Below are 26393 nucleotides of genomic sequence, written 5' to 3'. Positions count from 1 at the left end.
CTCTGCAGAGACTCAAGGTCGAGGCCGGGTTCGCTGCTGATCCAACACGTGAGACGTTCGGAGCGAGGAAACGGATACCGGTCTCGCTGTTCAACGCGCCGTCGATCTCGTTTCACGAATGAGAGCGCAGATTAAGTAACTGCGCTTTGACTCGGTAAACGCTGACTTTTCCGTCGCTAATGTATTTGTTGAATTGCTTCGCACCAAGAATGTGCATGAAGCGTCAGCTCTTCGTTTCGGCTCGGGCGGCACACTCGGTGCGACGCCTTCAAGAATATAGTCGAGCCAACAATTCTTCGAAGAAACGGCGAGACCGCATTCGCGATCTCGCCGGATAATGCCGACCAAGGTTTAAGATTTGGTATGCCGGTAGTGCATCGTTCGAACCGGCCACTGGATACTCTCGCGTCCTGGAAGCGTGCAGCGCGTTAGCGATGCGCCGCAGAGCCGGAACCGCTTCGCGAGAGGGACCCCGGACCAGCAGCGCATCACACCGGACGATGCTTCGCATCGCCGGGAGCGTGCTGCGCTGCATCCGGGGAACGACACCATCAATTCTTCGTCTTGTCGACCAGCGCGCCCTTCTTGATCCACGGCATCATGTCGCGGAGTTTGGCGCCGACTTCCTCGATCGGGTGCTCGGCGAGCTTGGCGCGGGTCGCCTTGAACGAGGTCTGGTTGACCTTGTTCTCCAGCATCCAGTCGCGGGCGAACTTGCCACCCTGGATGTCGGCGAGGACGCGCTTCATCTCGGCCTTGGTCTCCGCGGTCACGATGCGCGGGCCGGTGACGTATTCGCCGTACTCGGCGGTGTTGGAGATCGAGTAGTTCATGTTGGCGATGCCGCCTTCATAGATCAGGTCGACGATCAGCTTCACCTCGTGCAGGCACTCGAAATAGGCCATCTCGGGCGCGTAGCCGGCTTCGACCAGCGTCTCGTAGCCGCCCTTGATCAGCTCGACCAGGCCGCCGCAGAGCACCACCTGCTCGCCGAACAGGTCGGTCTCGCACTCTTCCTTAAAGGTGGTCTCGATGATGCCGGCGCGGCCACCGCCGATTGCCGAGGCGTAGCTGAGGCCGAGGTCATGGGCGTTGCCCGAGATGTCCTTGGCGATCGCGATCAGGCAGGGCACGCCGCCGCCGCGCTGGTATTCCGAGCGCACGGTGTGGCCGGGGCCCTTCGGCGCGATCATCAGCACGTCGAGGTCGGCGCGCGGATCGAGCAGGTTGAAATGGACGTTGAGGCCGTGGGCGAACACGAGCGCGGCGCCCTTCTTCATGTTGTCGTGCAGGTGCTCGCGGTAGATGTCGCCCTGCAGCTCGTCGGGGGTGAGCATCATGACGAGGTCGGCCCATTTGGCGGCTTCGGCGACTTCCATCACCTTGAAGCCGGCGGCTTCCGCCTTCTTGGCCGAGGCCGAGCCCTTGCGTAGCGCAATCGCGACTTCCTTGACGCCGGAATCCTTCAGGTTCAGCGCATGGGCGTGGCCCTGGCTGCCGTAGCCGACGATGACGACCTTCTTGCCCTTGATCAGGTTCAGGTCGGCGTCGCGATCGTAATAAACACGCATGGGTCGTTTCCTTAATCGATGGCCAAATCGGCCGGTTAATCAGGCATTTGGGTGGGTAAGACCGCCGGTCGCCCGCGAATTTCCGGCGTTGTCTAGAGCATTTTCCGCTTGAGGGGAAACCCGTTTCTGCATGGCGCGGTGCGGCATCATGCGTCCATGAAGACCGGATAGAGCGAGGCCAGCAGCAGCACCGCCATGACGATGTTGAAGGCCCGCACCGCCCGCGGGGAGGTCAGGACCGGCCGCAGCGCCGTGCCGAACAGGGCCCAGGTGGTGCAGGACAGGATACCCAGGAGCAGGCTCAGCCCGACCTGGATCACGATGTTCCAGGGGTAAGCGGCGATCGCCGCATAGGCGGTGATGGTGCCGATCACCATGACCCAGCCCTTGGCGTTGACCCACTGGAACATGGCCGCGCCCCAGAATGTCATCGGGCGGCCGCGGGCCTTGTCCTGCTCCGCCGAGGGCGGCTCGGAGATCGCGATCGCCCAGGCCAGGTAGACCAGGTAGGCCACCCCGGCATATTTCAGGATGGTCTGCAAAATCGGATAGGCGATGAAGATGGTCCCGAGCCCGAGGCCAACCGCGCCGACCATGAAGGCAAAGCCGACCGTAATGCCCATGATGTGGGGGATGGTGGGACGGAAGCCGTAGGTCAGCCCCGACGACAGCAGCATGATGTTGTTCGGCCCCGGTGTGAAGAACATCACCGTGGCGAACATGACGAAGGCGATCAGGAGCGAATGCGACATGGGGCCTCACGCGATCTTTGGCAGAACTTGTTTTTCTAAGGCCGAATCTTCTGAAGTCTTGGGACGCTTCGACAGCAGCATGACGGCAATGCCACCCACCACCGTGACCATGCCGGCGAGCCGCAGCGGTCCAAAGGTTTCGCCGAACACCACGCTCGAGGCGGCGGAACCGACGAACGGCACCAGCAGCGCGAACGGCACCACCTGCGCCGCCGGGTAGTCGCGCAGCAGCCTCCCCCACAGCCAGTAGGCGATGCTGGTGGAGACCCCGCCGAGACCGATCATGCACATCAGGCCGGTCAGCGACATATGGGTCAGCGCATGCCAGGTCGGCTGCGGGCCATTGCTGACCAGCGTCAGCGCAAGCAGCGGGACCGCCGCGACCAGACACAGCCACGCGAACAGGTCGAACATCGGCACATCAGGCGCGCGCCGGAGCAACAGATTGCCGGCCGCGAAGCTGAGCGGCGAGATCATCAGAACGGCAAACGCACCGACGCTGAAATCGTAACCGACGGTGCCGCAGATCATCAGCAGGCCAATGGTGGCAACACCGATGCCGACGGTCTGCCATGCGCCCGGCCGCTCGCGGAACAGCAGCGCGGCAAAGCCGATGGTGAACAGCGCCTGGCTCTGCACGATCACGCTGGAAAGACCGACGGGAACGCCATACGCGATGGCAAAGGCTTGCGCCAGAAACTGGCCGAGGAACAAAGTGAAGCTGATCGAGGCCAGCACCGTCCATGAAACCTTCGGCCGCGCCACGAACAGGCAGGGCAAGGCGGCGATGGCGAAGCGCAGCGTCGTCATCAGTTCCGGCGAAAATTCGTTGAGCGCGATCCGGCTCGCGACAAAGGCAAGCCCCCAGATCACCGCCACCAGGACGGCGATGCAGACATCGGCCGGTTTCATTCTTCTTGGCTCTGTTGGTTCTTGGCTCTGTTGGTCTTCTTAGCTCTGTTGGTCCGGCTTCGGTTTGCGCAGGAGATAGGTGCCGTGCAGCGGCGCGTGATAGTCGACCGATTCCAGCGTGAAGCCGACATCGGTCAGCATGCGCTCGATCACCCAGCCGAAGGTCGAGTACTCGTCGCGCATATGGGTGACCACGCCCTCGCGCTGGAAGTCGTGGTTCTTGATGGTGAAATCGGCCCACTGCTCGACATCGCGTTCGGTGCCGTCCGGCGTGCTGACGAACACGATGTCGCGCAGGTAGAAATTGGCGCCGGGCTTCAGCGCCGCATAGATTCTTGCCAGCGACACCGCCTTCCAGAAATCCGGCAAATGGTGCAGCGTGAATTCGCTGACGATCAGGTCATAGGAATTCGGCTGGTAGGCGAAGCTCAGCATGCCGGCCGGCTGGGTGCGGATCGCCACCTTGCGGTCGCGGGCCTGGATGTTGGCGAGCGCCAGCATCGCCGGCGAAATGTCGATCGCGTCGACTTCGGCGCCCAGCAGCGCCGCCTCGCAGGCCAGTACGCCGTTGCCGCAGCCGATATCGGCCACCCGCCAGCCCTTCTGCACGCCGAGCATGGTCAGCGCCGCGCGGGCGCGGAGGTCGCTGTCGTCATGCCGGTCGTAGATCGAGGCGACCGCGGAATCGAGCCCGAGCTGCCGCCTTTGATTGTAATACCAGTCCCGCGCCAGCATGTTTCACATCCCCTCAGGCCCGCGCCCGATCGCGGCAACACCGGTGCGCGACACTTCGACAAGGCCGAGCGGGCGCATCAGGTCGATGAATTGACTGATTTTGGAAGAATTGCCTGTGATCTCGAACACAAAACTCTCGGTGGTGGCGTCGATCACGCGGGCGCGGAACGCATCCGCCAGCCGCAGCGCCTCGACCCGGTGGTCGCCACCGCCACGCACCTTCACCATGGCGAGCTCCCGTTCGATCGAGCGGCCGGTGATCGTCATGTCGACGACGCGATAGACCGGCACCATGCGGTCGAGCTGGTGCTTGATCTGCTCGATCACCATCGGCGTACCCGTCGTGACGATGGTGATGCGCGAGAGATGTTTCTGGCTTTCGGTTTCAGAGACCGTGAGGCTCTCGATGTTGTAGCCGCGGCCGGAGAACAGCCCGATCACGCGCGCGAGCACCCCCGGCTCGTTCTGCACCAGGACCGAGAGCGTGTGCGTCTCGTTGGGATCGTGGCGCTCTTCCAGGAAGTAGGCGGATGCGGGCTGGTTCATTATCGTCCCCTCAAATGTCCTCTCGTCACACCATCGCCCGTTGGGCGGTAGCAGTGATGTCTGTCCCGATCCATTTTTGGAACAGATCGAAATCGATATTGCCACCGCTCAGGATCAGGCCGACGCGCTTGCCGGCGAGCTTGGCCTTCTCCTGCAGCGCCGCTGCGAGCGCAGCCGCGCCCGCGCCCTCGGCGAGATTGTGCGTGTCGGTCCAGTAGGCGCGCACCGCCGCGGCGACCTCATCGTCCGTGACCTGCACGATGCGCGAGGCACCCTTGCGGATGACCGCAAGCGCTTCGGCCACGGGAACGCGGGTGGCCATGCCGTCGGCCAGCGTGTTGCTGGACTCAGTCGTCACGACCGTGCCGGCCGCAAACGACAGCGCATAGGATGGCGCTTCGGTCGACTGCACGCCGACGATCTCGGTTTTGCGCCCGAGCAGATCGCGCGCCATGATGCAGCCGCAGATGCCAGAACCCTGCCCGATCGGCACGTAGAGCACGTCGAGGGCGGGCGCCGCGCGCAGCAATTCGAGCGCATAGGTCGCGACGCCGAGCACGAGGTCGGGATGGAATGACGGCACCATGTGAAGGCCGGCGAACTGGGCATGGCGCGCGGCTTCTTCGGCTGCCGCCTGAAAGTCCTCGCCATGTTCGACCAGTTCGGCACCGAACGCGCGCATGGCGCGGTTCTTCTCCACCGAATTGCCGCGCGGCACATAAATCACGGCCGGAACGCCGTGGCGGCCGGCCGCGAAGGCGAGGCTCTGCCCGTGATTGCCGCGCGTGGCGGAAATGATCCCGGGCGTATTCGGCCGCTCCCGCTTCAGCCGGTCGAGATAGACCAGCCCGCCGCGCACCTTGAAGGCGCCGATCGGCGTGTGGTTCTCATGCTTGACCACGACATCAGCGCCGAGCCGCTCGCTAAGCAACGGCCACGTGTGCGCCGGCGTCGGCGGCACCGCCTGCCCCACGATTTCGTGCGCGCGTTCGAGCTCCTCGAGGTCAAACATTTTGCGGTCTCACCTCACACCAGCGCCTTGCCGCCGGCGAACGCCGCGGCGGTGGTTTCGTCGGTGGCTTCCGCCGGCAGCAGCATTTCGTTATGCGCCTTGCCGGACGGAATCATCGGGAAGCAGTTTTCCAGCGCAGCGACGCGGCAATCGAACAGCACCGGGCGCTTGACCTTGATCATCTCCTTGAGCGCGCCGTCGAGATCGCCGGGCTTGATCGCCTGCAAACCGACGCAGCCGAACGCGTCCGCGAGCTTGACGAAATCCGGCAGCGCCTCGGAGTAAGAATGCGACAGCCGGTTGCCATGCAGGAGCTGCTGCCACTGCCGCACCATGCCCATGTACTGGTTGTTCAGGATGAAGATCTTGATCGGCAATTCAAACTGAACGGCCGTCGACATCTCCTGCATCGTCATCTGCACCGAGGCGTCGCCTGCGATATCAATCACGAGGCTGTCGCGATGCGCGACCTGCACGCCAAGTGCTGCCGGCAGGCCGTAGCCCATGGTGCCGAGACCACCCGACGTCATCCAGCGGTGCGGCTCCTCGAACCCGAAGAACTGCGCCGCCCACATCTGGTGCTGGCCGACTTCGGTCGTGATGTAGGTGTCGTGCCCGCGCGTCGCCTCGAACAGCTTCTGGATGGCATACTGCGGCAGGATGACGTCGTTGCTCTTCTTGTAGGCGAGCGAATTACGCGCGCGCCAGGTGGCAATCTCCTGCCACCAACTCTTGATGTCGGGCTTCTTCGCTTCCGCCTTGAACACCTGCAGCAAATCGCCGAGCACATTGCCGGCGTCGCCGATGATCGGCACGTCGACATGGATGTTCTTGTTGATCGAGGACGGATCGATATCGATGTGGATCTTCTTGGAGCCCGGCGAGAACGCATCGACGCGGCCGGTGATGCGGTCGTCGAAGCGCGCGCCGACGCACAGCATGACGTCGCAACCATGCATCGCCATGTTGGACTCGTAGGTGCCGTGCATGCCGAGCATGCCCAGCCAGTTCTTGCCGGTCGCGGGATAGGCGCCGAGGCCCATCAGGGTCGAAGTGATCGGGAATCCCGTGACCTCGACCAGCTCGCGCAACAGCTTTGACGCCTCAGGCCCGGCATTGATGACGCCGCCGCCGGAGTAGATCACCGGCCGCCTGGCCGAAGCCAGCAGCGCGACGGCTTTGCGAATCTGCGTCGCATCGCCCTTCACGCGCGGCGTGTAGGAAACGTGCACGTCGTCCCTGCGCGGCGGATGATAGGTACCGGTTGCAAACTGCACGTCCTTGGGCACGTCGACCAGCACGGGTCCGGGACGGCCCGTGGTCGCGACGTAGAACGCCTCGTGCAGCACCTTGGCGAGATCGTTGACGTCACGCACCAGCCAGTTGTGCTTGGTGCAGGGACGCGTGATGCCGACGGTGTCGCACTCCTGGAACGCGTCGTTGCCGATCAGATGCGTCGGCACCTGCCCGGTGATGCAGACCAGGGGAATCGAATCCATCAGGGCGTCCGTCAGCGGCGTCACCATGTTGGTGGCGCCGGGGCCCGACGTCACCAACACCACGCCGGGCTTGCCGGTCGAGCGCGCATAGCCCTCGGCCGCATGGCCGGCGCCCTGCTCGTGCCGCACCAGGATGTGCTCGACGTCGCTCTGCTGGAAAATCTCGTCATAGATCGGAAGCACCGCGCCGCCGGGATAGCCGAACAGGTGCTCGACACCATGATCGATGAGCGCGCGCACGATCATCGCAGCGCCGGTCATCTGGTTCGGATCGTGGCTCTTGTCGGTCATGGTCTGCTCCGGTGCACTGCTGCCAGCGGCTTTTTCGGTTTCGAGGTCTAGAGCGAGATGACGCTTCTTCGAAACTTCATCTCGCTCTATCTTCTTGTTTGAGCATGATCTTTTCGGAAAACCGGTTCCCACTTTTCCGGATCATGCTCTAGGGAATAAAAAAAGGGCCCGAGAGGCCCCATGCACACCGCCTGAATTTGGGATGGCCTCAGCCACCCCCGGCGGTGCGCCTGGGTACGACTACGATAAGGAGTTTGGTAATAATATTGCGCATTCGGCGGCTCGGACTTCCCAAAGGTTGCGCGGTTATACCGCCCAGTCCCCGGAAGTCAAGGGAAGGACGCCATTTGCGCGATTTAGGCAGTGTAACTGTGTTCCGGCGGTTCGGCGAGTGGGATTTTTATGCGTGCAGCCATGCGGGGAGGCTCGTAGCCTGGATTGGAGCGCAGCGTAATCCGGGGCCGGTGGTTGCTGAGCGAATCCCGGATTGCGCTGCGCTCCATCCGGGCTTGTATGGGGTTGTGGTTGTCAAGGGGAATGATTGATCAGGGCATGTGTTGCTCCCGGTCGTTGTCGTGGAGCGCGCTGCGCTCGCAGTGGCTGTTTCGTTCCGATGGTTGATCGCTGCGCCAGGCGCGGCCGCGGTCAAGGTTGGCCGCAGGCCACCGCCGGAGGCGGCGCGTAGCGACCTTGACGGCGGCAAGGCTGGCGCGAAGCTTTCGGATCGGAACGTTTTGGTGCGCGCGGTGAGCGGGTTGACGCGACATCCTGGACTGGGCCGTGACGTTGTTATGCGGCAGACACCGCATCAACTTGTATCCGGTCGGGTGTGGTGACCCGGACCCTGATCTTTCATGCACGGGTGAAGGTAAGGCCCAGAAGAGACGGGACCCATCTACGAAAGCGGAATCCGAAGACCCAAACCCGGGTTCGGTCACACGTCTGTCCTGGGTCACGTCGGCCGTCATTGGCGCACCGGCGTTCGTTAGAGGCTTGGGCGCAGCGCCGCGCCGGTTGGCACGAGGCCGGTTTCCAGATAGCGCCACAGTGCCACCATCAGCTTGCGCGCCAGCGCTACGATGGCGATCTTGCGGATGCGGCCCTTGAGGTTGCCAACCCGCGCGCGGAACCAGCGGCTCAGCTCGCTGTCGGGCTGATGGCTCAGCCACAGCCAGGCGAGCTCGATTGCGGTCGTTCGCGCCCGGCGATTGCCCGCCTTGCTGATGCCCTGTTGTCGACGGCGGGCGCCGCTGTCGTAGGGCATGTCGGTCAGTCCGACGCAACTGCCGACCTGACGCCGGTTCTTAAAGTCACGGTAGAAGACCTCGTTGGCCAGGAGCTGGGCGATGTGCGGGCCGATCGCCTTGAGTTGGGCAAGCTGAACCGCCTTCGCCTCGACCGAGTCCTTTGCCGGTGCCCGATGCGCGGCCGCATTCGCCGCCTCGAGCGCCCTGATCTGCGTGTGCACCAATACCAGCCGCTCATGCTCGCGGCGGATCTCATCCTTCAGCCGTGGCGGCAGAACGCGCCCATCGCCGGTACGCATCTCGTCCAGACCCGACAAGAAGCCCGGCTTCAGGGGCATGACATCGCGGATGCCCTGGCCATGCAGCAGCCCCTTGATCCGGTTGCTGTGTCCGGTGCGCTCCTTCAGCAGCCGCTCGCGCTCGCGCGTACGCCGTTTGCGATCCTCATCCTCAGGCGTGGGAACCCGAACCATGCTGCAAACCCGCGGTTCGCCCCGCAGGTACGCCAGAAACGAGCGCATCAACTGCGCCAGGTCGATCCGATCGGTCTTGGCACGCCGGGCCCGCCGGTTCACCTCGATGCTCGACGCATCGATCTCGTAATTGAGTACCTCGTTGTCGGCCAGCCAGCGGTGCAGCCAATGACCGTCGAGACCCGCTTCATAGCAGGACAGAATACGAACCGGCTTCCCCGCCTGCGCCGCTTTCGCCCGAGCCTTGACCAGCAAACCCGACAGCGCCGCCAGGTCGCCCCCATCAATCCGGTAACGGCTCATCTTCTCGCCGCCAGGCATCATTATGCCCAGCTGCCATTTCGCCTTGCTCAGTTCGAAAGCAATGTAAACCGTGCCATACTCGCAGCCGGCGGGTGTGTCAGTGTGATCAGTGCGCATCGTTGATCCTCCGGGTGGTTGGGTGCTCGCAAACTCAGCTTACCCCTGACCACCTGCCACCCCATAGGATCTACGGCAGATGGCTTTCCACCCACTCCCTCGCCGTCTCCGGCTTCACCCACTCGAACTCCGGCAGTTGATGCCTGAACCAGGTGAATTGGCGCTTGGCGTAATGGCGGGTGTCGGCGCGGCCGATTTCGGCGGCCTGTTCGCGCGTGATTTCGCCGCGGAGGAAGCGGATCAGCGCGGGCACGCCGTGGGCCTTCATTGCTGGCAGCAGGGGATCGAGCTTTCGCGCGGCAAGCGCCGCGACTTCCTCCAGCGCGCCGGCGTCCAGCATCGTGCCAAACCGCGCATCGATCCGCGCATAAAGCTGGTCCCGTTCGGGCGCGAGGAACAGGGCGGTGAATTCGCTCCGAGGCAGTAGCGGCGGCAGGCCTTCGCGATGCCAGTCCGGCAGCGTACGGCCAGTGGCCTCCACGACCTCCAGCGCGCGCGCAATCCGTGTGCGGTCGCGCGGCTTCAGGCGCTCGGCCGAGACGGAATCGCGCCGCGCCAGGTCTGCATGCAGCGCTTCGACACCGTCACGTTCCAGCCGGGCGCGAACAGCCTCGCGCACCTCGGCCGGGATCGGCGGCACCGCGGAAAGACCGCGCGTCAACGCCTTGAAGTACAGGCCGGAGCCCCCGATGAAGACGGCCAAGCGCTTTTCCGCCCGCGCCTCCGCTAGCACTTTGGCAGCGTCCGCGACCCAGGCGCCGGCCGAGAAATTGACTGACGCGTCGACATGGCCATAGAGCCGGTGCGGCGCGCGGGCCTCCTCCTCCACCGTCGGCCGCGCCGTGATGATGCGGAGATCGCGATAGACCTGCATGGAATCGGTGTTGATGATGATACCGCCGGCCTTTTGCGCCAATTCGAGCGCCAGGGCCGACTTGCCGCTGGCGGTCGGCCCTGCGATAAGCACGGCCTTGCTCAACATTAGCGAATTCGCCTGCATGTCCCTCGTCGCCACCCTTATCTGCAACCCGGCCAATCCCGCGCTCGACACCACCATCGTCGACGGCGCGCTGGCCGTTCTCCCCTCGCCGGGAACGGCGCAATGGCTGTTCGACGAGGTGGCAGTCGACATTCCCTTCGACTATCGGGTCAAGAGCCCTGATGACATCAAGGCGATCGAAGCCCGCCTGCAACAGGCGCGCGGCGACCTGCCGATCGACATTGTCGTGCAGCCTGTAGCTTTCAGGCGCAAGAAGCTTTTTCTGGCCGACATGGATTCCACCATGATCGGCCAGGAATGCATCGACGAGCTCGCCGATTTCGCCGGGCTGAAGGCGCATGTCGCCGGGATCACCGAACGGGCGATGCGCGGCGAAATCGAATTCGAGCCGGCGCTGCGCGAGCGCGTTGCGCTCTTGAAAGATCTGCCTGTCGGCGTGGTCGACGAGGTCTTGGCAAAACGCATCACGCCGACGCCGGGCGGCCGCGAGCTGGTGATGACCATGCGCGCCAGCGGCGCTTACACCTGCCTGATCTCGGGCGGCTTCACGCTGTTCACCCATGCGGTCGCCGCCAAGATCGGCTTCCAGGAGAACCGCGCCAACGCGTTGATGGTACGCGACGGCAAGTTCAGCGGCGAAGTCGCCGAGCCGATCCTCGGCCGCGCCGCCAAGCTGGCCACGCTGATCGAGCTTCGCGAGTCCTTCGACCTCGACGAGATCGACACGCTGGTGACCGGCGACGGCGCCAACGATCTCGGCATGATCCAGGCGGCGGGGCTCGGCGTCGCCTATCACGCCAAGCCGGCAGTCGCGGCTGCCGCCGCCGCGCGGATCGACTACGGCGACCTCACCGCGTTGTTGTATGCGCAGGGGTATCGGCGCGAGGAGTTCGCGGACTAATTGAAATCGGTTCGTTGCTCACGCCAGCAACGTGAACCTATTGCGACGATGAGCAACCTTAAGTAGCTTGCTACGAATGAGCATCTTAAGGGGTCGCAATGAGCCAACCTAAGACGGTTGATCGTGGCGTTTCATTCATCAAATTCGTGCTTGGACTTCTAAGGGCTCACCCGGACGGCATGCGCCCACGCGACATCTACGCGGAGATCGAATCAAAGCTGCCTTTGGATGATTTCGACAAGGAGACGATGAAGGGGTCGGGGCTGCCGCGGTGGCGAGCCGCCCTCCATTTCCACTCTGTCGCTGCGACGAAGGCTGTATTGCTCGTCAAGTCGGACGGACGATGGCGGGTGACCGACGAAGGCCAGAAGTTCGTGACGCTGCCGGATTACGAACTCAAGCGGCTGATGCGATCCCGCGACGAAACGGCGCCACTCGACACTTCGGTTTTGTTCGAAGATGCCAAGGAGAAGGCGCGCGAAGAAATCGACACCTATCTCGACACCCTCTCGGGCTACGAATTTCAGAACCTCGTGGCGGCCTTGCTTGAAGGGATGGGATACGCCACCAGCACCGTTTCAAAACCAGGCTCGGATGGAGGGACGGATATCCTTGCCTATATCGATCCGCTGGGCGCGCAGACGCCGCATATCCGCGTTCAAGTAAAGCATCGAGACCAGACAGCTTCGCGTGAAGATGTCGCGGCACTTCGAGGCATCATTCGGGGCGACCGGGAAATCGGCCTGTTTGTTTCTTCCGGCGGCTTCTCACGGGAGGCGCGTCGCGAAGCAGGCCACGGCGCCGTTCACATCGAACTGGTCGACCTCGACCGCTTTCTTGAACTATGGCTGCAGCACTACAGCAAGATACCTGAAGTCAAGCGATCGAAGCTTCGCCTTGAACCAATCCACTTTCTGGCCGTCGTCTCGCTCACCTGAGGCATTCGCGCATTACTACCGAAGAGTTCGCGGTGACGCTGGCCGCGGGCGCGCGGATCGACGGCGATCTCACCGCGTTGCAAGGTATCGGCGCGAGGAGTTCGCAGGGTGGGAGGTAGTGCCCAACTGTCATCACCCGCGAAGGCGGGTGATCCAGTATTCCAGAGACGTCAGCGATAGAACCGAAGGGCCGCGGCGTACTGGATACTCCGCCTTCGCGGAGTATGACAGCTAGCGCGTGGCGGCGCGCCCCCTACTGCACGCTCAGCGCCACGAACCTCAATTCGCCTTCGCCGTTCGAGACCAGCAGCAGCACCGACTTCTTGCCGTCCTTCTTGAGCTGATCGACGCGCTTCTTGATGTCGGCCGCGTTGCTGACCGCTTCCTGCGCCACCTCGACGATGACGTCGCCGGCCGACAGCCGCTTTTCGGCGGCATCGGAACCGTTGTCGACGCCGGTGACGATCACGCCCTTCACGCTGTCCTTGATCTTGTACCTGGTGCGCAGGTCCTTGCTCAGCGCGGCGAGATCGAGGCCGAGCGCCTTCTGCGTCACCGGCTTTTCGACGGGGTCTTCCTTGGTCTTGGCGGCGGCTTGCTGCACCTTTTCAGTATCCTCGAGGCGCCCGAGCATGACCTTGCGGCTTTCCTCCTTGCCCTTGCGGATGATCACCACGTCGACTTCCTTGCCGACCGCGGTGTCGGCGACGACGCGCGACAGATCCTTCGGGTCCTTGACGTCCTTGCCGTCGAACTTGACGACGACGTCGCCGGGCTCGATGCCGGCCGGCTTGGCCGGCCCCTTGTCGTCGACGCCGGCAACCAGCGCGCCGCGCGCAGGCTTGATGTTGAGGCTTTCGGCGATCTCCTCGGTGACCTGCTGGATCCGCACGCCGAGCCAGCCGCGGCGCAGTTCGCCGAACTGCCGGAGCTGATCGACCACGCCTGCCACCGTCTTCGACGGCACCGCGAAGCCGAGGCCGATCGAACCGCCGGTCGGTGAAATGATCAGCGTGTTGACGCCGACCACCTCGCCTTCGAGGTTGAACAGCGGCCCGCCGGAATTGCCGCGATTGATCGATGCATCGGTCTGGATGTAGCTGTCATACGGTCCCTGGCTGATGTCGCGGTTGCGCGCCGACACGATGCCGGCCGTGACCGAGCCGCCGAGGCTGAACGGATTGCCGATCGCGATCACCCACTCGCCGAGCCGCAGCTTGTCGGAATCGCCGAACTTCACCGCGTTCACCGGCTTCACCGGCTTGAACTTCAGCACCGCAATGTCGGTCTTCTTGTCGACGCCGACCAGTTCGGCCTTGATCTTGGTGCCATCATTCATGATCACGTTGATCTCGTCGGCATCCGCGATGACGTGATTGTTGGTGACGACGACGCCTGCGGCGTCGATGATGAAACCGGAGCCGAGCGAATTGGTCTTGCGGCGCTGCAACTCACCGCTCTTGTCGCCGTCCTTGGGGGCGCCGCCGCGACGGTTCTTGAAGAAATCGTCGAAGAACTCTTCGAACGGCGAGCCCGGCGGCAATTGCGGCATCGCTTCCCTGTTGTTGCCGCCGCCTTTGGCCTCGACGTTCTGCGAGGTCGAGATATTGACGACGGAATCGATCACCTTTTCGGCAATGTCGGCGATGCCGTCCGGCCCGCGCGCGCTAGCCGGCACCGACGCCAGCAAGCTGGCGGCACTGAGCGAGATCGCAATCCCCATCAGGCACAGGCGGCGGCTCAAGGCGGGTCTGGCACCGGTCATGTCGGCTTGTCTCCAAGGGGGTGAATTCGGGCCTACAGTGCGCCCGAACGGGTCCGAGGCGCAAGCATCTGCGCCTGATATTCCGGCGAAAAACCGGCTCACGATTGCGTTGGCGCCACAGCTAGTTGCGGGCCGTTTATTGCCGTCATTCCGGGGCGCGAAGTCAAACTAAGATGCGCAATTGCACATCTTAGAATCTTTGGGTTCCCCGGTGCACTTGCACAGCTGAGCTCTGGTCCTTCGGACCATCCCGGAATGACGGTGAATATCTACCGCCGCACAAACCAGATCAGCACCAGACCCACGACCGCCGAGACGATGCCGACGATCCGCAGGACATTGTCCGGCGTTGCCAGCGCGCTCTTCATCGCCCGGCGCATCCAGGCCGGACTGGCGGCGAACATCAGGCCTTCGAGCACAAAGAGGATACCCACACCGATGAGGAAGTCGGTGAACGCTATGGACCTCATCGGAAAACAACCCCCCGCTATTCAGCGTCTTTTGCTTTTATGCCGGCGAAGCGGACCCGCTTCGCCGTAACGCGTGTATCCGGCCGGACGTTCTTAAGGCTTCGGTGCCGCAGCCGCCGGCGGATGGCCCGACGGATTGGCGAAGAAGCGGAAGAACTCGGAATCCGGCCGCAGCAGGAAGCGGGTGTCGTTGGAACGGAGCCCGGTCTCGTAGGCCGACATCGAACGGTAGAAGGCGAAGAAATCCGGATCCCTGCCATAGGCCTCGGCGAACAGACGGTTGCGTTCGGCGTCGCCGACACCGCGGGTCTGCTCGGCGGTCGAATTGGCCTCCGCAACGATGACGGTCGCCTCGCGATCGGCCTTGGAGCGGATCTCCTGCGATTTCTGGCCGCCCTGGGCGCGGAATTCCTGGGCCTCGCGCTCACGTTCGGTCTGCATGCGCTTGTAGACCGCCTGGCTGTTCTGTTCCGGCAGATCGGCGCGGCGGATACGCACGTCGACCACCTGGATGCCGTACTGATCGGCCTCCCGGTCGAGCTGCTCGCGGATGCGCGTCATCAGGCCCTCGCGCTCGTCGCGCACCACATTGATGAAGGTGACCTCGCCCAGCACGCGGCGCAGCGCCGCGTTCAAGAGCGTGGTGAGCTGGATGTTGGCGGCCTGGATCGAGCCGATGCTCTGATAGAAGCGCAACGGGTTCTTGATCCGGTAGCGGGCGAAGGCGTCGACGACGAGCCGCTTCTGGTCGGAAGCGATGACTTCCTGCGACGGATTTTCCAGATCGAGGATGCGCTTGTCGATGCTGATGACGGTGTCGATGAACGGCGCCTTGAAGTTAAGGCCCGGCTCCGACACGACGTCGACCGGCCGGCCGAGCCGAACCACGAGCGCCTGTTCGGTCTGCGACACCGTGAAGATCGAGCTGTAGCCCACGATCGCCGCGAGAAACAGCAGGATCAGGGTGACAATACCTGCAACGGGAGACCTCATCGGGTGCCTCCGGTCTGCTGCTGGCCAGCCGTCGGCGCCGGACGGCGCGGCGTCAATTCGCTGAGCGGCAGATACGGCACGAGGCCTTGGCCTTGTCCGGAGTTGCCGCCGTCATAGACCAGCTTCTCGGACCCGCCGAGAATCCGCTCCATCGTCTCCAGGTAAATTCGCTGCCGCGTCACGTCAGGCGCCTTCTTGTATTCGTCGTAGACTTTCGTGAAGCGCGCGCTCTGGCCCTTGGCCTCGGCGACCGCCTGTTCCTTGTAACCTTCGGCGACCTGCAGGATCTGCGCGGCGCGTCCGCGCGCGTCGGGAACGACGCGGTTGGCATAGCTCTGCGCCTCGTTCTGCAGCCGCTCGAAGTCGGCACGCGCGGCCTGCACGTCGCGGAACGCGTCGATGACCTGCGCAGGCGGGTCGACCTTCTGCATCTGCACCTGCGTGATCTGCACGCCGGAGCCATAGGTATCCAGCGTCTTCTGCATCAGTTCCTGGACCGCCTGCTCGGTCGTGTTGCGGGCGCCGGTGAGGATCGGCTGGATCTGCGAACGCCCGATCACCTCGCGCATCGCGCTTTCGGCCACTGCCTTCACGGTGCCTTCGGGGTTTTGGATGTTGAACAGGAAATTGCCGACGCCGTCGGGCTTGATCCGCCACAACACGGTAAAGTCGACGTCGACGATGTTTTCGTCGCCGGTCAGCATAAGGCTTTCTTCCGGCACGTCCCGCATGGTGCGGCCGCGCCGTGCCGGATCGTCGATCAGCGACATGCCGATCGAGAGGGTGGAGACGCGCAACGCCTTCGGAAGCAGCACGGCCTCAATCGGATAGGGCAGATGATAGTTCAGGCCGGGCTGCACGGTGCGCACGTGCTTGCCGAACCGCAGCACGACGCCGAGTTCTTCCGACTGCACGCGGAAGAATCCGGACAACCCCCAGATCGCCAGCGCGCCAACCAGCACCAGCGCGATGCCCATGCCGCTGAAATGCCCGCCGGGCAGAAGCTGCTGCAGCTTGTCCTGGCCGCGCCGCAGGAGGTCCTCCAGATCGGGGGGCCTTGGCCCGACCGATTGCGGACCGCCGCCCCATGGTCCTTTGGGACCCTGGCCCCAGGGGCCCCCGCCTTGATTCTTCCACGGCATATAAACTCTCCTCTGCGGGTGGCCGGGTCCGCCTGTGGGGCAGGATGCCTTAAAGCCTCGCATATCCGCCCGGCTTTATAGGGGACCGCTAGGTCCCTTACAACGCAAGCTTACTGCTCGAAGCAGCTATGCCTGACGCCATAATTGTCAATGCAAACATTGGTTAGCGAGGTTAACGCGACGATTAGCGCTTCCCGCGCCGGCGAAATGTCACATAGGAGAAATCGGCACTGTCGTGCGGCCCGGCCGGATTCCGCACGCGCGCCACCTCTTCCCATGCGGTTGGATCGACGGGTGGGAAACGCGTGTCGCCATCGGGCCGGGCGTGCACCTCGGTAATCTCGAGGCGATCGGCGTCCTCCATCCACTGGGCATAGATTTCCGCGCCGCCGATCACAGCGATCTCAGTGGCGAAACGTCGCAGCGCATCGCCGGTGGCGATCGCCCTCGCATTCGCGAAGGAGTTGGCGACCACAACGCCGCCGGCGCGAAAGCCCACGTCGCGGGTGACGACGATATTGGTCCGTCCGGGAAGCGGCCGGCCGATCGTAACGAAGGTCTTGCGCCCCATCACCACGGGCCTTCCCGTTGTCAGCGCCTTGAAGCGCGCCATGTCGGACTTCAGCCGCCACGGCATGGCGCCGCTGGCCCCGATCACGCCGTTCTCGGCGACTGCCACGATGAGAACGATTTCCATTACCGCGTCCCTTGCGCCAGCGCCGTCAGATCAGGGCCGCCGACCCGGCAAATCGTCCACTCGTCCATCAGTTCGGCGCCGAGCGATTTGTAGAATTCGATCGACGGCGTGTTCCAGTCGAGCACCGACCATTGCAAACGCGACCAGCCGTTTGCCACGCATTCCCTTGCGAGATGCACCAGCAGCGCCTTGCCGATACCCTTGCCGCGCAGTGCGGGGCGAACGAACAGGTCTTCCAGATAGATCCCGGAGCGGCCGCTGAAGGTCGAGAAATTGACGAACCAGACCGCGAAGCCGGCAGGCATCCCGTCCCATTCGGCGATCTCGCAGAACAATCGCGGATCGGCGCCGAACAGCGCCGCATCGATGTCGGCCTCCGTCGCCTCCATTTCGTGAAGCAGCTTTTCGTATTCGGCGAGTTCGCGAACAAAGGACAGCACGAGTCCCGCTTCGCCCGGCCGCGCGCGGCGGATCAGAAGGGACATCAGATGCTCACACCGCTGCTGCTCATACGGCGACTTCGGCCTTGATGTGCGGGTGCGGATCGTAGCCCTCGAGAGCAAAATCCTCGTACCGGAATGCAAAGATATCCTTCACGTCCGGATTGATCTTCATGACCGGCAATTGACGCGTCGGCCGCGTCAGTTGCAGCCGCGCCTGCTCGAGGTGGTTGGAGTAGAGATGCGTATCGCCGAACGAGTGCACGAAATCGCCGGGCTTCAATCCCGTCACCTGCGCGACCATCATGGTCAGCAGCGAATAGGACGCGATGTTGAAGGGGACGCCGAGGAACACGTCGGCCGAGCGCTGATAGAGTTGGCAGGACAGCTTGCCGTTGGCGACATAGAACTGAAACAGGCAATGACAGGGCGGCAGCGCCATCTTGTCGACGTCGGCCGGATTCCACGCACTCACGATCAGCCGCCGCGAATCCGGGTTGCGCTTGATCATGTCGATGACGTTGGAAATCTGGTCGATGCTGCGCCCGTCCGGCGCCGGCCAGGAGCGCCACTGCGATCCGTAGACCGGACCCAGATCGCCGTTGGCGTCGGCCCATTCATCCCAGATCGAAACGCCATTGTCCTTGAGATATTTGATGTTGGTGTCGCCGGCGAGGAACCACAGCAATTCGTGCACGATCGCCTTCAGCGGCAACCGCTTGGTGGTCAACATCGGAAACCCGACAGACAGGTTGAACCGCATCTGGTGACCGAAGATCGACAGCGTGCCGGTGCCGGTGCGGTCGTGCTTCTCCGCGCCGTCTGAGAGAATCCGTTCGAGCAGATCGTGGTACTGGTTCATGGCAGGTGCTTCAGGCCTTTGTCAGAACGGCGAATTTAGCGGCCGGGACATCCGATCGACACGCCGATTCGGCTTCGCACACCGATTATACCCGGAAAAATGATCATCCCGCGCGCAAACGACAAGGGGCGGAACCTGCGTCCCGCCCCTCGCTCATTGTCTTGATTGTATGGGTTAATTCACCGGCTTGAGCACCGGCGTCCACTTCGCGACTTCGTTCTTCACCAGGGTTCCCAACGCAGCCGGGGTGCGATCCGCGGCAGCCGGGATAACGCTGCCGAGATCGAGCAGGCGCTTGCGCACGCCCTCGTCCTCCAGCGCCTTGACGATCGCGGCGTTCAACTTGGCAACGACGTCCGCTGGCGTTCCCTTGGGCGCAAAAATCGCGTTCCACGCCTGAGCCTGGAAGGCCGGCAGACCGGCCTCGGTGGTGGTCGGAACATCAGGCAGGGACGGATTGCGCTCCGCCGTCGCCACGGCATAGGCCTTGATCGTGCCACCGTTAATCTGCGGCACCGCGTTGACGATCTGGTCGCACATGTAATCGACCTGCCCGCCCACCAGCGCGTTCATCGCAGGCCCGGTGCCGTTGAAGGGAACGCCGATCGGCTTGACCCCCAGGATCGAGTTCAACAATTCGCACGATACGTTCGAGACCGAACCGACGCCGGCATGCGCCGCGTTGACCTTGGATTCATTCGCTTTCACATAGGTGATGAATTCCTTGAGGTCCTTCGGCGGGAAATCCTTTCGCGCCAGGATCAGGATCGGCGTGCCGGCGAGCAGGCCGACAGGCTCGAAATCCTTCTCTGGATGATAGGCCAGCTTGGGATAAAGCGGTACGGAGGCCGCATGCGTCCCCATATGCCCGGTGATCAGCGTATAGCCGTCATTGGCTGCCTTCGAGGCGCGTGTGGTGGCGGTGGTGCCGCCGGCGCCGACCACGTTCTCGATGATGATGGTTTGACCGAGCGTCTGCGCCATATGGCCGGTGACGATGCGCGAGATGACATCGGTCGGACCGCCAGCCGCAAACGGCACGATCATGGTGATGCTGCGTGTCGGATAGGCTTGAGCCTGCGCCTGCGCAGTAAACGCAGCCAGTCCGGCAAGCACAGCCAGGCAACCGCTCGCAAGCGAGCGACCATACCAGTTCATTTTGATTTCCTCCCGAGATATTCGTAAATGCTGGCGCTCCCGAGCCGGCATTCGCTTCTCACATCAGTTAGCCCGAAGTCGCCCAGACTTCGAGCTGCGACGCACCGACGCAGGTCAGTTTTCCGACTCCACAAACACCTCATCGCGCTTCTTGCGCAGCGAAGGCAGTACCGCAAGCACCAGCAGGGCAGCGGCGATCGCCATCAGCACCGCCGACAACGGGCGGGTCAGGAACACTGACCAGTCACCGCGCGAGATCAGAAGCGCCCGCCGCAGGTTCTCTTCCATCAGCGGCCCGAGCACCATGCCGAGCAGCAGCGGCGCCGGCTCGAAATCGTGCTTGATCAGCCAGTAGCCGACCAGCCCGAATGCACCGGCAAGCATGACGTCGACCGGGGCGTTGTTCACCGAGTAGATGCCGATGGAACAGAAGATCACGATGGACGGGAACATCAGGCGATACGGCACCCGCAGCAGCCGCACCCAGATGCCGACCAGCGGCAGGTTGATGATGAGCAGCATCAAATTGCCGACCCACATCGAGGCGATCATGCCCCAGACGAGTTCCGGCTGCTTCTGCATCACCTGAGGACCGGGCACGATGCCGTGAATGGTCATCGCGCCGACCATCAGCGCCATCACCGCGTTCGGCGGAATGCCGAGCGTCAAGAGCGGGATGAACGAGGTCTGGGCGGCGGCATTGTTGGCGCTTTCGGGCGCCGCAACGCCCTGGATCGCGCCGCGGCCGAACTTCTGGGGCGTTTTCGAAATCTTCTTTTCGAGCGTGTAGGCCGCGAACGATGCGATCACGGCGCCGCCGCCCGGCAGAATGCCGAGGATCGATCCAAGCACGGTGCCGCGCCCGATCGCGGGCGCCGCATCCTTGAGATCCTTTGCCGTCGGCATCAGGCCCGAGACCTTTTGCTGAACCAACTGGCGATCGCTTTCACCGCCGGCATCGAGATTGCGGATGATCTCCGCAAACCCGAACAGTCCCATCGCCACCGTGGCGAAGCCGAGACCGTCAGCCAGTTCGGGAATGTTGAAAGCCATGCGCGATGCGCCGGTTTCGATGTCGGATCCCACCATCGACAGCAGCAGTCCGAGCACGATCATCGCGATCGCCTTCAGCACCGAGCCCTTTGCGAGCACGACCGCGAAGATCAGGCCGAGCACCATCAGCGAGAAATATTCGGCAGGCCCGAATGCCAGCGCGAGCTTGGTGAGCGGCGCGCCCAGCACGGCAATCAGAACGGTCGCGACGCAGCCGGCGAAGAACGATCCGATCGCCGCGATCGCCAGTGCCGGACCGGCGCGACCTTGTTTGGCCATCTGGAAGCCATCGAGCGCGGTGACCACCGAGCCGGCCTCACCGGGAATGTTGACCAGGATCGACGTGGTCGAGCCGCCATACTGCGCCCCATAATAGATGCCGGCGAGCATGATCAGCGCGCCGACCGGCGGCAGGCCGAACGTGATCGGAAGCAGCATGGCCACGGTGGCGATGGTGCCGATGCCCGGCAGTACGCCCACCAGCGTGCCGACCAGCGCGCCGATCAGGCACAGCAGAATGTTGACGGGGATCGGAATGGAGGTCCCGCCAAGAAAGGCCGGCGTCCACTGCACGAGGTTGAAAACGACACCGAAGCCGAGTCCAAGGTTTGAGAAAATATCTCCCATCACGCCCTCAACGGATCAAGAAAGTCGGCAGGAGCTGCAAAGGCAGACCGAGCGCGTAAGGAAACAAAAGGCTGCAGAACGCCGTCAGGCAGGCGCCGACGATCAGTGTTTCCACCCACCGTGTCTCCGGTGTTCCGCATGCCGCGATGACGAAGCTTGCCATGGCCGCGAAGATCATTCCCATCGGCCGGATCGTGAAGGCAAACGACAGGATCGCCAGCGACACAAACAGAGGACCCCGCCAGTGGTATTTCGCGAGGTGAGCGCCTTCGGTGAAAACGCCGACGAGGGCGATGGCAGCGCCCAGGCCCAGCAGCAGAAATCCGAACATCCGGGGCGCCGTGCCGGCACCGAACGAAAATCCGCGCATGCCCTGCAGGTCGCTCGACGCCCAAAGGGCGAACAGGGCGATGGCCATCAGCGCAAGGCCGCCGATAAAATCCTGCGGGCCGCGGACCCATTTCGGCAAGATAGATTCAACCGGCGTATGGCCCGGCGTGGCGTTCATGGATACTCCTCCCCAAAGCGGGCTTCGAGCCCGTTGCTTGGATAACCTGGATGCTTGTCCCGGAAACTTGCTAGCGAGTTTCCTCAGACAACGCCAGCAAAACCCAAAACGCTTCCGAGCCGAATGGCAAATGAAATGCAAAGCTGCAATCAGGCCCAGCAACGGGGCCGCAGATCGCAACCTTCGATTGGTGCGTCGCAGCCCCCGAACGATTGGCGATCGGCCGCGCGATCCGCACGGCCTGCTGGCGAAAATTCATGCAGCGCCGGGACCCGATCCGCACCCGTCGCACTTCAGGAACGGTCGAATTCGTGGCGAAACCGCAACTGAGCGACATCAAACCGAAAGTATTACCTCGTGTTCCCCTCTTGTTCAGCGCCTTCGGCCCCTGTTTTTCTCCAAAATTGCGCCCTATATTGGGGGTGCCGGTTCGCCGGCTATGGAAATAAATGACCGTCGCAATAAACCATTCGGACCCGGGGGCAGTACCCGGCGCCTCCACCCAAGCCCACCCTTGCCCACCTTGCAGCATGGGTTTCGGCGGGGGCGAACCAGGATCGACGAGGGCGTAAAGGGCGAGTTTTTTCCCGGTATAGTTCCGCCGTTATCGGGCTATGCAATAGTTGCAAACGACAACTATGCTCCGGTTGCTCAGGCTGCGTAACGCAGTTTGAAAGACCAAGTCTAAAGTCCTAGTGGGTTAAGCTCCGCTAGGCGGGGTTCGGAGGCACCTGGCAACAGAAGCCTCCACTTTATTCTTTTTATTTCCGGCCGACGACGCCGTTCTGCCGCAAATTCGCTCCGTCACGCCTGCTGACCTGCGGCTCCCCCCGGGGTAGCATGGCGCAAAGGGGCGAGTCGGGGGACCGGCGGCCATCCAACGTAACAGGACGACCATACAGGACGACCATGGCGACCGATCACATCCGTTATGACGTGCTGGCGCGCGACGCGCTGCGCGGGGTCCTGCGCCGCGTGCTCACCGACGCCGCCGAACACGGCCTGCCGGGCGAGCACCATTTCTTCATCACCTTCCTGTCCACCGCCGACGGCGTGAAGCTGTCGCCGCGGCTGCTCGCTCAATATCCGGAAGAAATGACGATCATCCTGCAGCATCAGTTCTGGGACCTGGTGGTGACGGAGGATCGTTTCGAGGTCGGCCTGTCGTTCGGCGGCATCCCCGAGCGGCTGGTGGTTCCGTTCGCGGCGATCAAGAGCTTCCTCGATCCTTCGGTGCAGTTCGGCCTGCAGTTCGAGCCGTCGGAGACGGCGGCTGAGGCACCGGCGGCGAAGCTGCCGGCTGTCCCCGCTCCGTCCGCCCTGCCCGTCGCCGCGCCGGAGCCCGCCGCGGAAAGCAAGGACGAGCCGGCGAAGACGAGCGAAGGCGCTGAAGTGGTTCGGCTGGATCGTTTCCGCAAGAAATAATCTAAGCGCGAGAAATAGGCTACGCTGTAGTGTAAACGTTCCGCCACTTCACGGCGCAACGGACATGACGCATGGCCCGCACAGAAACATCTGGAAACAAATCCACCCGCAGTGAGACCGACAGCTTCGGTCCGATCGACGTTCCCGCCGATCGCTATTGGGGCGCGCAAACCGAGCGCTCGCGACAGAATTTCAAGATCGGCCAGGACCGCATGCCGATCGCGATCGTCCATGCGCTCGGCATCGTCAAACTCGCCGCCGCCCAAACCAACCGGGAACTCGGATTGCTCGATGCGCGCCGCGCCGGCGCCATCATCCGTGCCGCACGCGAGGTGATCGAAGGCAAGCTTGACGATCACTTTCCTCTGGTCGTCTGGCAGACCGGCTCCGGCACCCAAACCAACATGAACCTGAACGAGGTGATCGCCAACCGCGCCAACCAGATGCTGGGCGGCGAACTCGGCGCAAAGAAACCGGTTCATCCCAACGATCACGTCAATATGAGTCAGTCGTCGAACGATTCATTTCCGACGGCGATGCATATCGCTGCCGCCGGACGCATCATCGCCGACCTGATTCCGGCGCTCGACGAATTGCATCGCGAATTGCGCAAGAAGGAAAAGGCCTTCGCAAAAATCGTCAAGATCGGGCGAACCCACACCCAGGACGCAACGCCATTGACGCTGGGACAGGAATTCTCGGGCTACGCCGCGCAGGTCGAAAGCGGCATGGCGCGGCTGCGCATCGCGGTGAAGGATTTGTTCCCGCTGGCGCAGGGCGGAACGGCTGTCGGCACCGGCCTCAACTCGAAACCGAGATTTGCGAAACTGTTCGCCGGGCACGTCGCGGAAATTACACAACTGCCGTTCACCAGCGCGCCCAACAAGTTCGAGGCACTGGCTTCCAACGACGCTTATGTCTCGGTGCATGGCGCAATCAATTCGGTGGCGACCGGCCTGTTCAAGATCGCCAACGACATTCGCCTGCTGGGCTCGGGCCCGCGTTCCGGTCTCGGCGAATTGATCCTGCCGGAAAACGAACCGGGCTCGTCGATCATGCCCGGCAAGGTCAACCCGACCCAGTGCGAAGCGATGACCATGGTCTGCTGTCAGGTGTTCGGTAACCAGACGACCGTCACCGTTGCCGGGAGCCAGGGGCATTTCGAATTGAATGTTTACAAGCCCGTATTGGCATATTGTATGATGAATTCCATTCAACTGTTGTCGGACGCGACGCGTTCGTTCACCGAACACTGCGTGGTGGGCATACGCGCCGACGAAAAGCGAATTCGCGAATTGATGGAGCGCTCGCTGATGCTGGTCACCGCGCTGGCTCCCAAGATCGGATACGACAACGCGGCGAAGGTCGCCAAATCGGCGCATGCGCGCGGAACAACATTGAAGGAAGAGGCTGTGCGCCTCGGTCTTGTCAACGACGCCGAATTCGAACGCCTGGTGCAGCCGGACAAAATGACACACCCGGGCTGATCGCCGCGGCGGCGCCCCCCGGGAAACTACGGGGTGAGAGATATAAAATTATGGATCATTGCTGAAGAATGAGGTTGATCATCTATCGCGGTTGCGTTGACGCATGGTAGGAGCAAGCATTGTTCGGTTTTCGCAGAGCGAAATATATTTTTTGGTGCTATCACAGGGTACCATACGAGGATTCTGAATGACGGTCGAGTTTGCTTGCGCGCCGCGCGAAAATATTTGCTTAAGTCATCGATCATCATGCCTTCGAGTCGCCGGATGATGGAAGCGCACATGGCAGACCTGATCAACCTGAAGCGGTTCAAGAAGCGCAGCGAGCGGGAACAATCGGCAAAGCGAGCCGATGCCAACCGCGCACGGTTCGGCCGCACCAAGGCCGAACGCGCTCTCGATGAACGTCGCAAGGATCGCGCCGGCGATCTCTTGGATCAGCACAAGCTCCTGGACCAGCACAAGCTCGATGACGGAGACGCATCATGAAGTCACCCGTCGTCAAGCGCTCGATCGTGGTCGCCGGCCACAAGACCAGCGTCAGCCTCGAAGAGGCTTTCTGGAACGGCATGAAGGAAATCTCGAGCCTGCGGAACATGACGCTGTCCGAACTGGTCGGCGAGATCGACAGCAATCGCCAACAGGGCAATCTGTCCTCGGCGATCCGTCTCTTCGTGCTCGACTATTTCCGCACCCGCGCCATGCCGGCTGCCGCGCCGGACGCGCCGCGGCCGCAGGCTTAAGGCTTCGATCAGCGCGAGCGCGCCGCAAGCGCGCCCGCCCTGCTCCATTGCGCGTTCAATAGAGCAACGCTCAATAAACGAGTCCGGTGCCGGGCGGCTTTTCGAGCGCCGCAGCCAACGACCGATATTCGTCGCAGCCCGTGCCGCAAATCGCTGCGATCCGGCTCAGATGATACGACGCCTGGTCGCGATTGCCCTGCTCGATCTGCCACAGGCCGTAATACTGCCAGGTCAGCACGTGGTTCGGGTCCGCCTTCAGCGCGCGCTCGTACCAGGTCTGCGACAGCTTGTAATCGCCGAGCTTGCGATAGGAATAGCCGATCAGGTTGGCGACGCCGGCGTTATCGTCGTGGCCGAGCGCCTTGAGCTGATCGATGGCGGCAGCATAATCGTTGCGCTCGTAGATCGTCGCGTGAGCCGCACGGTATCCCTGTCGGAAGGCGGCATCGTCGGCGCTCGACTGTTTAGTAGGCTTCTTCCTGGATTTGGAGCTCGACCTGGGAGCGGACCTGGTGTCCGGCGGCGGCGGGCTGGCCGAAGGCGGATCACCGCCGCCGCCTCCGCCGCCTCCGCCCCCCGCGGCAAAGGCCGGAACGGATGGCGGCGATGCGATCAGAGCCACCGAAAACAGTGCCAGCGTTGCGAGCTTGATTGCTGATTTCATCCGCGAACCCTCCGGTTTCCTGCGTGAGCGAATCCATGGTCCAGCCGCAGGTACAGACCCCGCCG

The 26393-nt window shown here is 63.0% G+C and carries 26 protein-coding genes and 1 other RNA gene; 7 read left to right on the top strand and 20 right to left on the bottom strand.

The features are described from left to right. Positions 1–551 precede the first annotated feature (551 nt). The 9 genes from ilvC to miaA form a co-directional block, all read right to left on the bottom strand. Complete coding sequence (gene ilvC, locus V1294_RS12320; protein WP_108515348.1) at positions 552–1571, bottom strand: ketol-acid reductoisomerase; 1020 nt, start codon at positions 1569–1571, stop codon at positions 552–554. A 146-nt stretch (positions 1572–1717) separates the two neighbouring features. After that, positions 1718–2323: a LysE family translocator gene (locus V1294_RS12315; protein ID WP_334478054.1), complete on the bottom strand. Its 606-nt coding sequence runs from the start codon at positions 2321–2323 to the stop codon at positions 1718–1720. A 6-nt stretch (positions 2324–2329) separates the two neighbouring features. Next, positions 2330–3235, bottom strand: a complete 906-nt coding sequence (locus tag V1294_RS12310) for an EamA family transporter (protein WP_334478052.1) — start codon at positions 3233–3235, stop codon at positions 2330–2332. Positions 3236–3274: 39 nt separating this feature from the next. Beyond that, on the bottom strand, positions 3275–3970 hold the full coding sequence (locus tag V1294_RS12305) for a class I SAM-dependent methyltransferase (RefSeq protein WP_108515354.1): 696 nt from the start codon (positions 3968–3970) through the stop codon (positions 3275–3277). 3 nt (positions 3971–3973) lie between these two features. Then, positions 3974–4516 (bottom strand): acetolactate synthase small subunit, encoded by a 543-nt coding sequence (gene ilvN / locus V1294_RS12300; RefSeq protein ID WP_108515356.1) that lies wholly within the window; start codon positions 4514–4516, stop codon positions 3974–3976. A gap of 25 nt (positions 4517–4541) precedes the next feature. Then, positions 4542–5528 (bottom strand): threonine dehydratase, encoded by a 987-nt coding sequence (locus V1294_RS12295; RefSeq protein ID WP_334497357.1) that lies wholly within the window; start codon positions 5526–5528, stop codon positions 4542–4544. 14 nt (positions 5529–5542) lie between these two features. Beyond that, positions 5543–7318: an acetolactate synthase 3 large subunit gene (locus V1294_RS12290; RefSeq protein WP_334497355.1), complete on the bottom strand. Its 1776-nt coding sequence runs from the start codon at positions 7316–7318 to the stop codon at positions 5543–5545. A 985-nt stretch (positions 7319–8303) separates the two neighbouring features. Then, entirely contained in the window at positions 8304–9458 is a 1155-nt protein-coding gene (locus tag V1294_RS12285) for an IS110 family transposase (protein WP_334495995.1), read from the bottom strand. Positions 9459–9528: 70 nt separating this feature from the next. Next, positions 9529–10440: a tRNA (adenosine(37)-N6)-dimethylallyltransferase MiaA gene (gene miaA, locus V1294_RS12280; protein WP_334497353.1), complete on the bottom strand. Its 912-nt coding sequence runs from the start codon at positions 10438–10440 to the stop codon at positions 9529–9531. A 16-nt stretch (positions 10441–10456) separates the two neighbouring features. Here miaA and serB point away from each other — a divergent pair, with 16 nt between their 5' ends. After that, entirely contained in the window at positions 10457–11359 is a 903-nt protein-coding gene (gene serB, locus V1294_RS12275; RefSeq protein WP_334497351.1) for a phosphoserine phosphatase SerB, read from the top strand. A 98-nt stretch (positions 11360–11457) separates the two neighbouring features. Beyond that, a complete protein-coding gene (locus V1294_RS12270) occupies positions 11458–12297 on the top strand; it encodes a restriction endonuclease (protein WP_334497349.1) in 840 nt (279 codons plus the stop codon). 253 nt (positions 12298–12550) lie between these two features. Here V1294_RS12270 and V1294_RS12265 read toward each other — a convergent pair whose 3' ends face one another. From V1294_RS12265 to V1294_RS12220, 10 genes are all read right to left on the bottom strand, one after another. Next, positions 12551–14020: a Do family serine endopeptidase gene (locus V1294_RS12265; RefSeq protein ID WP_442895439.1), complete on the bottom strand. Its 1470-nt coding sequence runs from the start codon at positions 14018–14020 to the stop codon at positions 12551–12553. Positions 14021–14331: 311 nt separating this feature from the next. Then, entirely contained in the window at positions 14332–14532 is a 201-nt protein-coding gene (locus tag V1294_RS12260) for a DUF2065 domain-containing protein (RefSeq protein ID WP_108515372.1), read from the bottom strand. A gap of 93 nt (positions 14533–14625) precedes the next feature. Then, a complete protein-coding gene (hflC, locus tag V1294_RS12255) occupies positions 14626–15525 on the bottom strand; it encodes a protease modulator HflC (protein WP_334478040.1) in 900 nt (299 codons plus the stop codon). Beyond that, positions 15522–16667: an FtsH protease activity modulator HflK gene (hflK, locus tag V1294_RS12250; RefSeq protein ID WP_334478038.1), complete on the bottom strand. Its 1146-nt coding sequence runs from the start codon at positions 16665–16667 to the stop codon at positions 15522–15524. The genes hflC and hflK overlap by 4 nt, the downstream gene beginning before the upstream one ends. A 184-nt stretch (positions 16668–16851) precedes the next feature. Further along, entirely contained in the window at positions 16852–17364 is a 513-nt protein-coding gene (locus tag V1294_RS12245) for a dihydrofolate reductase (RefSeq protein WP_334497345.1), read from the bottom strand. After that, positions 17364–17849 carry a GNAT family N-acetyltransferase gene (locus tag V1294_RS12240; RefSeq protein WP_334497343.1) on the bottom strand — a complete coding sequence of 162 codons (486 nt, stop codon included), beginning with the start codon at positions 17847–17849 and terminating at the stop codon, positions 17364–17366. Before V1294_RS12240 ends, V1294_RS12245 begins: the two co-directional genes overlap by 1 nt. 22 nt (positions 17850–17871) lie before the next feature. Beyond that, positions 17872–18666, bottom strand: coding sequence for a thymidylate synthase (locus V1294_RS12235; protein WP_334497341.1), 795 nt, complete (start codon positions 18664–18666; stop codon positions 17872–17874). A 174-nt stretch (positions 18667–18840) separates the two neighbouring features. Continuing rightward, positions 18841–19824, bottom strand: coding sequence for a tripartite tricarboxylate transporter substrate binding protein BugD (locus tag V1294_RS12230; protein WP_334497339.1), 984 nt, complete (start codon positions 19822–19824; stop codon positions 18841–18843). A gap of 114 nt (positions 19825–19938) precedes the next feature. Continuing rightward, on the bottom strand, positions 19939–21504 hold the full coding sequence (locus V1294_RS12225; RefSeq protein ID WP_334478030.1) for a tripartite tricarboxylate transporter permease: 1566 nt from the start codon (positions 21502–21504) through the stop codon (positions 19939–19941). A 7-nt stretch (positions 21505–21511) separates the two neighbouring features. Beyond that, the gene (locus tag V1294_RS12220) at positions 21512–22012 is read right to left on the bottom strand and encodes a tripartite tricarboxylate transporter TctB family protein (protein ID WP_334478028.1); all 501 of its coding nucleotides are present in this window, start codon (positions 22010–22012) and stop codon (positions 21512–21514) included. Positions 22013–22397: 385 nt separating this feature from the next. Here V1294_RS12220 and ssrA point away from each other — a divergent pair. The 5 genes from ssrA (at position 22398) to V1294_RS12195 (ending at position 25664) form a co-directional block, all read left to right on the top strand. After that, positions 22398–22764: a transfer-messenger RNA gene (gene ssrA, locus V1294_RS12215) on the top strand. Positions 22765–22921: 157 nt separating this feature from the next. Further along, positions 22922–23437: an SspB family protein gene (locus V1294_RS12210; protein ID WP_334478026.1), complete on the top strand. Its 516-nt coding sequence runs from the start codon at positions 22922–22924 to the stop codon at positions 23435–23437. Positions 23438–23508: 71 nt separating this feature from the next. Then, positions 23509–24924, top strand: coding sequence for a class II fumarate hydratase (gene fumC / locus V1294_RS12205; RefSeq protein ID WP_334497337.1), 1416 nt, complete (start codon positions 23509–23511; stop codon positions 24922–24924). Positions 24925–25203: 279 nt separating this feature from the next. Next, complete coding sequence (locus V1294_RS12200) at positions 25204–25410, top strand: DUF4169 family protein (RefSeq protein WP_334478022.1); 207 nt, start codon at positions 25204–25206, stop codon at positions 25408–25410. Next, positions 25407–25664 carry a ribbon-helix-helix domain-containing protein gene (locus V1294_RS12195; RefSeq protein ID WP_334478021.1) on the top strand — a complete coding sequence of 86 codons (258 nt, stop codon included), beginning with the start codon at positions 25407–25409 and terminating at the stop codon, positions 25662–25664. The genes V1294_RS12200 and V1294_RS12195 overlap by 4 nt, the downstream gene beginning before the upstream one ends. 70 nt (positions 25665–25734) lie before the next feature. Here V1294_RS12195 and V1294_RS12190 read toward each other — a convergent pair whose 3' ends face one another. Beyond that, complete coding sequence (locus tag V1294_RS12190; RefSeq protein WP_334497335.1) at positions 25735–26328, bottom strand: tetratricopeptide repeat protein; 594 nt, start codon at positions 26326–26328, stop codon at positions 25735–25737. Between the last annotated feature and the right edge of the window lie 65 nt (positions 26329–26393).

This window comes from Bradyrhizobium sp. AZCC 1678, from assembly GCF_036924765.1.
Lineage (GTDB): Bacteria > Pseudomonadota > Alphaproteobacteria > Rhizobiales > Xanthobacteraceae > Bradyrhizobium > Bradyrhizobium algeriense.
The sequence above is the reverse complement of the archived record's forward strand: the minus strand, read 5'-3'. Positions and strand labels throughout refer to the sequence as shown.